Below are 11,773 nucleotides of genomic sequence, written 5' to 3' on the forward strand. Positions count from 1 at the left end.
GTCAGTCCTCCCCTTCCCATTCGCCCAGCCGGTCCAGGGAGATGGCGCCGATTTTGCCTTCGCGGAATTCCTTGAGGATGAGCTTGTACGTCTTTTCCAGGTCGACGACGCCGCCGGAAACGATACAGCCCCGCTTGCGGCCGATGGCTTCGATCGTATCCAGCGGCTTGTCACAGAGGGTTTCCAGTTTATAACGGGCCTTCAATTCATCAGGGTACTGGGCCGATAACTGTTCGATGAGCTGCATGATGACCGTTTCCATGTCGAAGACCGTATCGGAAATGGCCCCTGTCGCTGCCAGGCGGTAGGCGCTGACCTGGTTTTCCAGTTTCGGCCACAAGACGCCCGGCGTATCCAGGAGGTCGAGCTGGTCGCCGATGTGGACCCACTGCTTGCCCTTCGTTTCGCCAGGCTTGTCGGCCGTCTTGGCCGCACTGCGGCGGGACAGCTTGTTGATGAGCGTCGATTTGCCGACATTAGGAATGCCCAGGATCATGGTGCGGACGGCGCGGTTCTTGAGGCCCCGGGCCTTCCAGCGGGCCAGCTTCGGCGCTGCCAGGGAGCGGACCAGGGAAATGAGCTGTTTCACCCCTTTGCCGCCTTTGCTGTTCAGGGCCAGGACTTTGCGGCCCTGCTGCTTGTAATAGGCCACCCATTCGTCGAGGACGGCCGGGTCGGCCAGGTCGGCCTTGTTGAGGACGACGACAGACGGCTTGTCGCCGATGAGGGACTTAATCATGGGATTGGTGCTGCTCATAGGGATACGGGCATCGACGAGTTCGATGACGACGTCGATGATCTTGAGATTTTCCTGAATAAGGCGCTTGGCCTTGGCCATGTGGCCGGGATACCAGTTGATTATCATAGTGAATCTCCTTTGGTGATGAGAAAAAAGGGCTTGTCGAACGACGACAAGCCCTTTTTAGTTGTTAGTGGCTAGTTGTTAGTTTTTAGTAGATGGCTTTATTTTAAAACTTCTAACTGCAAACTACAAACTCACGCTATTAGCCTTCTCTTGTTTCGGTGAGTTTCTGGATGTGGGCGACGACTTCGTCGATCGGTTTGGCGCCTAAATCGCCTTTGGAGCGGTCGCGCAGGCCGAGGGTGCCGTTTTCCATTTCTTTATCGCCGACGACAGCCATGTAAGGAACTTTTTCCATCTGAGCCTTGCGGATCTTGTAGCCGATCTTTTCGCTGCTTTCATCGACTTCGACGCGGATGCCCAATTTCTTGAACTTCTTAGCCAGGTCTTTGCAGTAAGCCAGGTGTTTGTCGGAGATGGGCAGGAACTTGATCTGGACCGGAGCCAGCCATACCGGGAAAGCACCGGCATAGTTTTCGGTGATGATGCCCAGGAAGCGTTCGATACTGCCGAAGCAGGCACGATGTACCATGACCGGGCGATGTTTCTGGCCATCTTCGCCGATATAGGTCATATCGAAGCGTTCCGGCATGAGCATGTCGAGCTGGATAGTACCGCACTGCCAGGTACGGCCGATGGAGTCTTTCAGGTGGAAGTCCAGTTTCGGGCCGTAGAATGCGCCGTCGCCTTCGTTGATGACGTACGGGATGTGGCGTTCTTCGATGACATCATGCAAGGTCTTGGTAGCCAGTTCCCAGATTTCGTCGGAGCCCATGGAGTCTTCCGGACGAGTGGACAATTCGACGTGATATTCCAGGCCGAACTGTTTGTAAGCCTTGTCGAAGAGGTCCATGACGCCGGAGATTTCTTCTTTCATCTGGCTCGGCAGCATGAAGATGTGAGCATCGTCCTGAGTGAAGCAGCGGACGCGGAACAGGCCGTGGAGGGCCCCATGGAGTTCATGGCGATGGACCAGGCCGAGTTCAGCCATGCGCATCGGGAAGTCGCGGTAGCTGTGGACGTTACTCTTATAGACCAGGATGCCGCCCGGGCAGTTCATCGGTTTGATGGCGTAAGGCTGTTCATCGATAGTCGTGAAATACATGTTGTCGCGGTAGTGATCCCAGTGGCCGGACTGTTCCCAGAGGTGACGGTTGAGGATCATCGGGGTCATGATTTCGTCGTAATCGGCTTCATCATGGAGTTCATGCCAGAATTTAAGCAAGTTGTTGCGCAGGATCATTCCCTTGGGATGGAAGAACGGGAAGCCCGGGCCTTCTTCGTGGAAGCTGAACAGGTCGAGCTGTTTGCCCAGTTTACGATGGTCGCGCTTTTCAGCTTCTTCCATCATCTTCAGGTATTCATCGAGTTCCGATTTCTTTTCAAAAGCGGTCCCGTAAATACGCTGGAGCATCTTGTTGTGTTCATCGCCGCGCCAGTAAGCACCGGCAACGGTGCGCAGCTTGAAGGCCTTGACGGCACCGGTCGAAGCGCAGTGCGGGCCGGCACAGAGGTCGACGAAGTCGCCCTGGCGGTAGATGGAGATGACGGCATCTTCCGGAAGGTCTTCGATGAGTTCTACTTTATAATCCTGGCCAGCGTCTTTGAAGAGTTTCAAAGCGTCGGCACGGGACAAGACTTCTTTGGTAATGGGAAGGTTTTCTTTGACGATCTTAGCCATTTCAGCTTCAATGGCAGCAAAGTCTTCCTGTGTGAAACGGTGTTCTGTGTCGAGGTCGTAGTAGAAGCCGTTTTCAATGGACGGGCCAATGGCGAACTTGACGCCCGGGAAGAGGTGCTGGATAGCCTGTGCCATGACATGAGATGCTGTATGGCGGAGCGTATCTTTCCCTTCCTGGTCGGCGAAGGTGAGGAATTCAACGGTCGAGCCGTCGACAATGGTTTCGCGGAGGTCCGTGACTTCACCGTTTACCTTTGCGACTAATACTTTCTTTGCAAGACTGTTGCTGAGCTGTTTGACAGCTTCGGCAAGAGAGATGCCATCGGGAAACTGTTTTTTGCTTCCGTCTTTTAATACTAATTCTGCCATTACAAACATCCTCCTTAATAAAAAAAGCTCTCGTCCTCAAGGGACGAGAGCATAACTCACGTGGTTCCACCCTAGTTCACCGGAAAACCCGATGTACTCAAGCGCGATAACGGGGCGGCCGGGACCCCCTACTTACTTCGGGAATCCTGCTCCAAGGCGGTAACTTGCCAGACTTTATAAAGCACTCTCACCATCGTGCCTCTCTCTGTAATAAAGGAGCTATCAAGTGTTGTCCTTTTCAAAGCATCTTACATATCTCTATGTATGCATAAATTATACGGCAGGAAATGGGGGTTGTCAAGAGAGAAAAGAGGCTGTCTTAAAGCGACAGCCTCTTTTTGAGTTTGTAGGGGTCGCCCGTGGGCGCCCCGCCAAGTATTTGTATGATGTTTCTAGCAACTTGAATAGGAAACCACACATATGCTGAAACGGGTTCGCCACGTGCGAACCCCTACGAACTAGTGGTCAGACACTAACGGCCAGCTGCCAGTAGCAAAAAAGGTCTATCGCATAGCGATAGACCTTTTGATTATGCACGGTTAGATAACTTATGCAATGCCTTTCTGTTTCTTGATAGCTTCCGTGAGGAGCGGGAGAACTTTGAAGACATCGCCTACGATACCATAGTCGCAGACTTTGAAAATCGGAGCATCTTCGTCTTTGTTGATGGCGATGATGCAGTCAGAACCAGTCATGCCTGCCAAATGCTGGATAGCACCGGAAATAGCGCATGCAATGTAGATCTTCGGACCAACTGTTTTACCAGTCTGGCCAACCTGATGGAGAGCATCGATCCAGCCAGCGTCAACAGCTGCACGGGATGCACCAACAGCGCCGCCGAGGACGTCTGCGCATTCTTTGAGGATACCGGTCTTGAACGATTCTTCACCGTTCATGCCACGGCCGCCAGCAACGATAACGTCAGCGTCTTCGATTTTAACGCCTTCGCCGCCCAATTTGATGAGTTCGACGAATTTGGTCATGAAGTCAGCATCGGAGAGGTTAGCTTTCTTTTCGATAACTTCGCCAGTTGCAGAAGGATCTGCTTCCGGTTTTTTGAAGACGTGCGGGCGGACAGTACCCATCTGCGGACGGTTGTCCGGGCAGATGATTTCAGCCATGATGTTGCCGCCGAGAGCCGGACGGGTCCATACGATGGTCTTCTTGTCGTCGTCAACGCCGAGCTGTGTGCAGTCAGCGGTGAGGCCAGTCTTCAAGGAGTTAGCGACACGCGGGCCGAGGTCACGGCCGATGTTGGTAGCGCCAACGAGGAATACGTTCGGTTTTTCTTCATGGAAGAAATCGCAAATAACTTTTGCATAAGCCGTCGTATTGTAATGTTCGAGCTGAGGATCATCATATACGAATACCTTATGAGCACCGTGAGCGATGAGTTCCTGAGCCAACGGTTTTACGTCTTTACCAATGAGGATTGCACCGACTTCGTCGCCGATGGTGTCAGCCAAGATGCGAGCCTGGCCCAACAATTCGAAAGATACATCACGTAATTTGCCTTCAAACTGTTCAGCAATTACATAAATGCCTTTATATTCTGCTAAATCCATTTTCACTGTTCCTCCTTAGATTAAATGATTTTCTGGGCAACCAGTTTTTCCATAATCTGGTCGACGATTGCCTGTTCGTTGTCATCTTCAACTTTGAGAACGAGACCACCGGATCTCTGAGGCGGTGTGAAAATCTTGCGGACTTTAGTCGGAGAGCCAGACAAACCGATCTGAGCGTCATCAGCTGCAACAGCAGCAGCGTCCAAATTCGGGATTTCGCGGCGTTTTGCTTTCATGGTGCCACGAATGGTCGGGAAACGCGGTTCGTTCAAGTCTTTAACAGCGGTAATCAATACCGGGAAGTTAGCTTCCGTTACGATGTAGCCTTCTTCGTTTTCCTGCTGAACAGTAACTTTGTTGCCTTCGACTTTGATGTCGCGGGCATACGTAATCTGAGGAATACCGAGTTCGCAAGCGATCTGCGGGCCAACCTGAGCGGTATCGCCGTCGATAGCCTGTTTGCCGCAAAGGATGATATCGAACTGTTCGATACCTTTGTCAGCAGCTATTTTTTTGATAGCCTGTGCCAAAGCATAGCCCGTAGCTAACGTGTCGGAACCACCGAGTTTGCGGTCGGACAGAAGATATGCATCGTCAGCGCCCATTGCGAGGCCTTCACGAAGAACGTCTTTTGCCTGATCAGGACCCATCGAGAGTAACGTAATCTTTACGTCTTTGTCAGCATCTTTCATCTGAAGAGCTGCTTCCAGAGCATTCTGGTCGAAGGGGTTAAAAATGTTAGGAACACCAGCACGAATGACGGTATGTTTTACGGGGTCAATCTTAACTTCTGCTGTGTCCGGAACTTGTTTGACACATACCAATATTTCCATTTACGTTTGCCTCCTAAAATCTTTTTTATGTAACAGGCTTGGCTGATGCCAAGCCTGCATCATAAACTTCACTTATCTTAACAGAGCACCGCCTGTAACCATGAGCTGAACTTCGTTCGTGCCTTCGTAGATCTGAGTGATCTTAGCATCGCGCATGTGACGAGCAACCGGATATTCTTCGCTGTAGCCATAGCCGCCGAAGATCTGGACTGCTTCTGTCGTTACGCGCATAGCAACATCGGAAGCAACGCGTTTTGCGATAGCAGCATCAACGGTGAAGGGTTTACCTTCCTGTTTCTTGCAAGCAGCTTTGTAAACGAGGTTACGGGCAGCTTCGATCTGCATCTTCATGTCAGCCAGTTTGAAGGAAATGGACTGGAATTTGCAGAGCGGTTTGCCGAACTGTACACGCTGTTTGGAGTATTCAACAGCATCTGCCAGTGCAGCTTCTGCAATGCCGAGAGCCTGAGCAGCAACGCCGATACGGCCGCCGTCCAAAGTCATCATAGCGATCTTGAAGCCTTTGCCTTCTTCGCCGAGCATGTTTTCAGCCGGAACTTTGACGTCCTGGAATACGAGTTCCATGGTCTGCGAAGTATGGATGCCCATCTTGTCTTCTTTCTTACCGAAAGTGAAGCCAGGCATGCCGTCTTCGAGGATGAAGGCTGTAATGCCGTGGTTGCCTTTGCTCTTGTCGGTCATAGCGAAGATGATGTAGATATCAGCAGCGCCGCCGTTGGTGATGAAAATCTTGGAGCCGTTCAGCGTGTATGTGCCGTCGTCGTTCTTAACAGCAACAGTCTGCTGGCCGGAAGCATCAGTACCAGCGTTCGGTTCGGTCAAGCCGAAAGCACCGAGTTTAGTACCTTCAACCAAAGGAACGAGGAATTTTTCTTTCTGAGCTTCTGTACCGAACTGCCAAATCGGGTTAGCGCAAAGGGAAACCGTTGCCGACAGGGTGATAGCAACACCAGCGTCGTATTTAGCCAATTCTTCAACAGCGAGGATGTAGCTCAAAACGTCGCCGCCGTCATCGCCGGAACCGCCGTATTTTTCTTCGAAGTAAGCGCCGGTAATACCGAGGCTGAGCAGTTCATCAATAAGGTCTTTGTCATAAATACCTTTGTGGTCGCGTTCCGTAATGGTCGGAGCTAATTTCTTTTCGCCGAAATCATGAGCGAGTTTTAAGAAGTCCTGTTGAATATCTGTTAAGTTAAAATCCATGATGTTTCCACTCTCCTTAGTGTATAGTTAGTTTAGTAAAGCCATAAGATAAAAACCTGAACATCGAGGCGATACATTTCCTTACAGTAAATTCTGTCTGGATATATATTCACACCGTCTCAGTGCTTACAAATGCATTGTACAACTTTTCACATGTTAAATCAATAGCAAAAAGCCTATAAAGCACAATATCACTATTCCATTTTCTCATCCTAAAACTTTAACAAGACTTTTTTGTACTAATGGAGGCAAAAAGATTAAAATCTTCTTGACAGAGTACGCCTTGCTTTTCCGTATACGCTTTTGTACGTATACCTAACTATACTGGTTACAAATATTAAGGAAAGCTTACGGTTGTATTATAGCACGGATACCCCGGAAGTTGTCAAGGATGTGTGCCGTAATTCCCCAGATTTTATAATTTTCATACGTATAAATCTTGACGTTATACGTCCGGCGCTGTTTCCAGCCTGTCTGATGGGAAATATCCAGGCCCTTGGGAAAGCCCGGTGCCGGCCGGGTAGCCAGTTCGACGCGGCCGATTTCCGGTTCATGCTCATCGAACCAGGACAGAGGGACCGTAAAGGTATGGTCCACTTCGCCCCGGTTGAGGACGAAGTCATCTGTATCCATATAGGCGGCAAAGGGCCATACGGTGACGCCTACAGGTGATTCCATGTAGTCCAGGGGGCCCCAGACGTGGATATGGGATGGGTCGACGCCGAGTTCCTCCTTCGTCTCCCGCAGGGCCGCTTCCAGAGCGCTGTCGTCGCCGTCGTCGATGCGGCCGCCGGGGAAGCAGACGTCGCCAGGCTGCCAGCCCAGCTTGCTGCTGCGCACTTCAAACACGGCCTGTTCTTCCCCGTCTTTGTAGATAATCGGCACTAAGACGGCACAAGCCCGCGTATTCATACAGGTGTTCTGGCGGACGATACGGTCCGGCCATGGCTTAAATGCTTTCATACAAGGCTCCTTTCTGAGGAAAAGACTAAGTTCAAAGAAGTACAAAGTAAAAGGGCTTGTCGTACTTCGACAAGCCCTTTTACTGTAGGGGCGCCACGCGGGGCGCCCATATCTGTTAGTTGTCAGTGGCTAGCCATCAGCTTATAGCTAACCCCAACCTCTCCGGCCTTTCAGGCCACCTCCCCTATCAGGGGAGGCAAAACTGCGAACTGCGGCCGGCGGGCTCGTCACGTGCGAGCCTCTACTTATTTTATGACGATGTTGATGATTTTCTTCGGTACGACGATGAATTTGACTACTTTCTTATCGCCGATGAATTCCTGGATGTGCGGTAAAGCCAGGACTTTTTCCTGCAAGGCATCTTTGTCGATGTCGACGGCTACGGTCAGGCGGTCGCGTACTTTGCCGTTGATCTGGACAGGCAGTTCGATTTCATCGACGACGAGAGCCGATTTGTCGACTTCCGGCCAATCCTGGGCATGGACGCTGCCTTCAAAGCCGCATTTCTGCCAGAGTTCTTCCGTAATATGCGGTGTGAAGGGAGCCAGGAGCTTGAGCAGGTTCTTGTTGGCTTCCAGGGCAACGGCCTTGTGGATGGTCTTGTTAGCGCCGACATAGCCATGCATGGCGTTAACATATTCCATGATCGAGCTGACAGCCGTATTGAGGCCGTAGTTGCCGTCTGTGCCGCGGACGTCTTCTGTGACCTTGGCAATGGCTTTGAATTCCTGGAAACGCAGTTCTTTTTCGGCTTCCGTATAGTCCGTCCCTTCAAGGCCGTCTTTGACCAAGTCCTGGAACTGATGGACAATGCGCCATACGCGGTTGAGGAAGCGGTAAGAGCCTTCGACGCCCTGGTCAGACCAGGCCAGGTCGCGTTCGGGCGGAGCCGCGAAGAGGATGAACAGGCGGGCCGTATCGGCGCCGTATTTGGCGATGATTTCTTCCGGCGATACGATGTTGCCCTTGGACTTACTCATCTTGCTGCCGTCGAGGAGGACCATGCCCTGTGTCAGCAGGCGTTCGAAAGGTTCGACATTGTTGACCAGGCCGGCGTCATAGAAGACCTTCATGAAGAAACGGGAATACATGAGGTGCAGGATGGCGTGTTCGATGCCGCCGATATACTGGTCGACGTTCATCCAATGGTTGGCTTTCTTCGGATCCCAGGCTTTTTCATCATTGCGGGCATCGGTATAGCGGAGATAGTACCACGACGAGCAGACGAAGGTATCGATGGTATCCGTTTCACGCGTAGCCGGGCCGCCGCATTTCGGGCACGTGCAGTGGACGAAGTGTTCGCTCGTAGCCAGCGGCGATACGGCGCCAGCCGTGAACTTGACGTCTTCCGGCAGCTTGACCGGCAGCTGGTCTTCCGGTACAAGCTGTTCGCCGCATTTCGGGCAGTAGATGATAGGGATAGGAGCGCCCCAATAGCGCTGACGGGAAATGAGCCAGTCGCGCAGGCGATAGTTGACGCGGCGTTTCCCCAGTCCTTTTTCTTCCATGTAGTCGATGATGGCTTTCATGGCTTTATGCATTTCCATGCCCGTGAAAGGACCGGCATTGACCAGGACGCCGTCCTTGTCTTCATAGGCATGGTCCATTTCTTCCAGCTTCAGTTCGTGGTCTTTCGGCTGCAAAGTGATGATCTTCGGGATGTTGTATTTCGTAGCGAACATCCAGTCACGCTGGTCACCCGTCGGTACGCCCATGACGGCGCCGGTACCATAATCGTAGAGGACGTAGTTGGTGATCCAAATCTGGACGCTCTTGCCCGTCAGCGGATGGACGCAGTCGATGCCGGTATACATGCCGACTTTTTCCGATTCCGTGCTCGTCCGTTCGATATCGCTGGTATTGCGTACTTTTTCGCAGAATGCTTCCAGTTCGGCTTTCTTGGGATTGTTTTCCAAAATCTTGTGGACCAGCGGATGTTCCGGCGGCAGGACGACGAAAGTGACACCGTAAATCGTGTCAGGACGCGTCGTGTAGACGGCGACTTTTTCCTTCAGGCTGGGAATGTCGAAGCTGAATTCCAAGCCTTCGCTGCGGCCGATCCAGTTCTTCTGCATGGTCTTGACGCGTTCCGGCCAGCCCGGCAGGAGTTTCAGATCGTCGAGCAGGCGGTCTGCGTAGTCGGTGATTTTGAAGAACCACTGTTTCAAGTCCTTTTTGACGACCGGTGTGTCGCAGCGCCAGCATTTGCCTTCGATGACCTGTTCGTTGGCCAATACGGTGTTGCATTTTTCGCACCAGTTGACTTTAGCTTCTTTGCGGTAAGCCAGGCCGCGTTTGTAGAGCAGTTCAAAGATCCACTGCGTCCATTTATAGTATTTTTCGTGGCACGTAGCAACTTCGCGGTCCCAGTCATACGACAGGCCCAGGGCTTTCTGCTGGCGTGTCATGTTTTCAATATTGCTGTATGTCCATTCTGCAGGCGGGATATTGTGTTTGATAGCTGCGTTTTCTGCAGGCATACCGAAAGCATCATAGCCCATAGGATGCAAGACGTTATAGCCGCTCATGCGGCGATAACGGGCAATGACGTCACCAATCGTGTAATTGCGGACATGACCCATGTGCAGGTTACCCGACGGATACGGGAACATTTCCAATACGTAGTACGGCGGCTTGCCGTTGTCTTCGGTGCAGCAGTCGCATTTACTTTCTTCCCATACGTGCTGCCATTTCTTTTCTATTTCCTGTGGAATATACTTTTCCAATTGTGAGAGCCTCCTATCCTGCCCCAGTCAAAATACAGACAGACTGTACTACAGCGTCTTGAGTATTATTATAGTGGCAGGGCGTCGTCAAGTCAATTCATGTTTTGCAAAACGCTGCCAAAAATGTGCCGGTTCAAAGCCTTTGCGCCAGAAGGCAGCGCCGCCCAAACCATAGGTCTGGACCAGGCCGGCTTTGGCTTTCAGTGACTTTTCATCTTCAAACCAGATCTTGACGGTCCCCGTCGTCAGCGGCAGTTCCAGATAATAGAGCTGCAGATCATCGTTCCAGACGACATAGTCCTTATAGGCCTTGAGGATGTCTTCGCTGTCGGCCATGGTCAACGTGCGGACGAAGAGCTTGCCCTTGCCGCCGCTCTTGCGCGCCGGAGCCGTGGCTGCAGCTTTGGGTGCCGTCCTGATACGACGCGGCAGGACACGGCGCTTATACGTTTCCCCATCGAGTTCGACAGGCATGATGACCGGCTGTTTGGCCCGACGGACATTTTCCTGTTCCGCCGTTACGACCTGGACCAGCATCGGCCCAGCCGCTTCTTCAGCTGCTTCTTCTCTGGCCTCGCTGTATTTCACGCCCTTTGCCGGCGGTGCGCCGACGACAGCCGGCCAGTCGTGGATGTCTTTCGGCAAATCGCGGCCATCGCTGGATTCATACCACAAGCGCATGTACAACGGCATGCCCAGCAGGACTTTCGACGGCGGTACGAGATCGATCGTATTCTGTACAGCCCGTTCGACCCAGGGATAGGAAGCGACAGGGCCGGCTGTCGTGCTGGCCCGGCCGAACTGGTCATAGGCCATGACCATGAGGTAGTCGAGATGCGGAGCCAGGGCCGCCCGGTCATAGACCAGGGACCAGTTGGGGCTGTCCGAGACGGGCGTGACATCCATGGAAAGCTGGATACCATAGGCATGGCAGGCCTGGGACAGTTTGGCCACAAAAACCGTCAGAGCATCTTTATCGCTGTAATTGACGTTTTCAAAGTCGATGTTATAGCCTTTGAAATCATATAATAAGGCATAGCCGACGAGCTGGCGGACCATCGTGTCCTGGAGACGGCTGTTGCTCAGGACCTGATGGGTCAGTTTGGGGTTGAAATTGTTGTCGATCAAAGGCCACATAACGTATCCCTTGCTGGTATACGTCGAAGCCAGCATATCGAAGTCGGGATTGCGCAGTTCGACGCCGCTTTCCGTCAGGCGGAAAGCACAGGGCGACATGACGGGCTGACGGGTCTGCAAAGACGGCAGGCTGGCGTCTTCCTTCATGACAGGGTCCCAAAAGAGGACGGTCCCCATCTTCCCTTCCTTAGCCGCTGCCGGTACTGCGTCCTGTACCTGGCGGAGTTCCGGTACCGTATGGACGGGCTGGGATGGCGGCAGGAGTTCGTTCTTTTCTGTCGTCCCGTTGCCCAGGACGTAGCTGATGCCCAGGGGACGGCGGACATGGCGGATATTGATGGTCCGGCCGCCGCTGACTGCTCGTCCTGGCAGAGTCAGCTGGACGTTTTCGTTCTGCCAGGACGAGCAGTCAG

Annotated in this window: 8 protein-coding genes and 1 other annotated feature; all 8 genes read right to left on the minus strand. The window is 52.5% G+C overall.

Annotated features, from left to right (window positions below; translation table 11 throughout):
* Window position 1: 1 nt before the first annotated feature.
* Window positions 2–865, minus strand: coding sequence for a ribosome biogenesis GTPase YlqF (gene ylqF, locus WMO23_RS02010; RefSeq protein WP_020310459.1), 864 nt, complete (start codon window positions 863–865; stop codon window positions 2–4).
* 139 nt (window positions 866–1,004) lie between these two features.
* On the minus strand, window positions 1,005–2,912 hold the full coding sequence (gene thrS / locus WMO23_RS02015) for a threonine--tRNA ligase (RefSeq protein ID WP_292260345.1): 1,908 nt from the start codon (window positions 2,910–2,912) through the stop codon (window positions 1,005–1,007).
* A 36-nt stretch (window positions 2,913–2,948) separates the two neighbouring features.
* Window positions 2,949–3,163 (minus strand) — a binding site (T-box leader).
* A gap of 297 nt (window positions 3,164–3,460) precedes the next feature.
* Entirely contained in the window at window positions 3,461–4,477 is a 1,017-nt protein-coding gene (locus tag WMO23_RS02020; protein WP_292281703.1) for an electron transfer flavoprotein subunit alpha/FixB family protein, read from the minus strand.
* 20 nt (window positions 4,478–4,497) lie between these two features.
* Window positions 4,498–5,310: an electron transfer flavoprotein subunit beta/FixA family protein gene (locus tag WMO23_RS02025; RefSeq protein WP_020310462.1), complete on the minus strand. Its 813-nt coding sequence runs from the start codon at window positions 5,308–5,310 to the stop codon at window positions 4,498–4,500.
* A 72-nt stretch (window positions 5,311–5,382) separates the two neighbouring features.
* On the minus strand, window positions 5,383–6,534 hold the full coding sequence (locus WMO23_RS02030; RefSeq protein WP_020723925.1) for an acyl-CoA dehydrogenase: 1,152 nt from the start codon (window positions 6,532–6,534) through the stop codon (window positions 5,383–5,385).
* A 348-nt stretch (window positions 6,535–6,882) separates the two neighbouring features.
* Window positions 6,883–7,497, minus strand: a complete 615-nt coding sequence (locus WMO23_RS02035; RefSeq protein WP_020310463.1) for an NUDIX hydrolase — start codon at window positions 7,495–7,497, stop codon at window positions 6,883–6,885.
* A 245-nt stretch (window positions 7,498–7,742) separates the two neighbouring features.
* Complete coding sequence (gene leuS / locus WMO23_RS02040; RefSeq protein ID WP_020310464.1) at window positions 7,743–10,223, minus strand: leucine--tRNA ligase; 2,481 nt, start codon at window positions 10,221–10,223, stop codon at window positions 7,743–7,745.
* A gap of 87 nt (window positions 10,224–10,310) precedes the next feature.
* On the minus strand, window positions 10,311–11,773 hold a 1,463-nt coding region (locus tag WMO23_RS02045), incomplete at its 5' end, for a glycosyl hydrolase family 18 protein (protein WP_349173146.1).

Origin of the sequence: Megasphaera intestinihominis (genome assembly GCF_040096415.1) — a bacterium.
Lineage (GTDB): Bacteria > Bacillota > Negativicutes > Veillonellales > Megasphaeraceae > Megasphaera > Megasphaera intestinihominis.

What these genes read in the sequence shown, in the direction of transcription:
- ylqF (WP_020310459.1), bottom strand. Translation starts at nt 865, where the DNA reads ATGATAATCAACTGGTATCCCGGCCACATGGCCAAGGCCAAGCGCCTT.
- thrS (WP_292260345.1), bottom strand. Translation starts at nt 2,912, where the DNA reads ATGGCAGAATTAGTATTAAAAGACGGAAGCAAAAAACAGTTTCCCGAT.
- WMO23_RS02035 (WP_020310463.1), bottom strand. Translation starts at nt 7,497, where the DNA reads ATGAAAGCATTTAAGCCATGGCCGGACCGTATCGTCCGCCAGAACACC.
- WMO23_RS02030 (WP_020723925.1), bottom strand. Translation starts at nt 6,534, where the DNA reads ATGGATTTTAACTTAACAGATATTCAACAGGACTTCTTAAAACTCGCT.
- WMO23_RS02025 (WP_020310462.1), bottom strand. Translation starts at nt 5,310, where the DNA reads ATGGAAATATTGGTATGTGTCAAACAAGTTCCGGACACAGCAGAAGTT.
- WMO23_RS02020 (WP_292281703.1), bottom strand. Translation starts at nt 4,477, where the DNA reads ATGGATTTAGCAGAATATAAAGGCATTTATGTAATTGCTGAACAGTTT.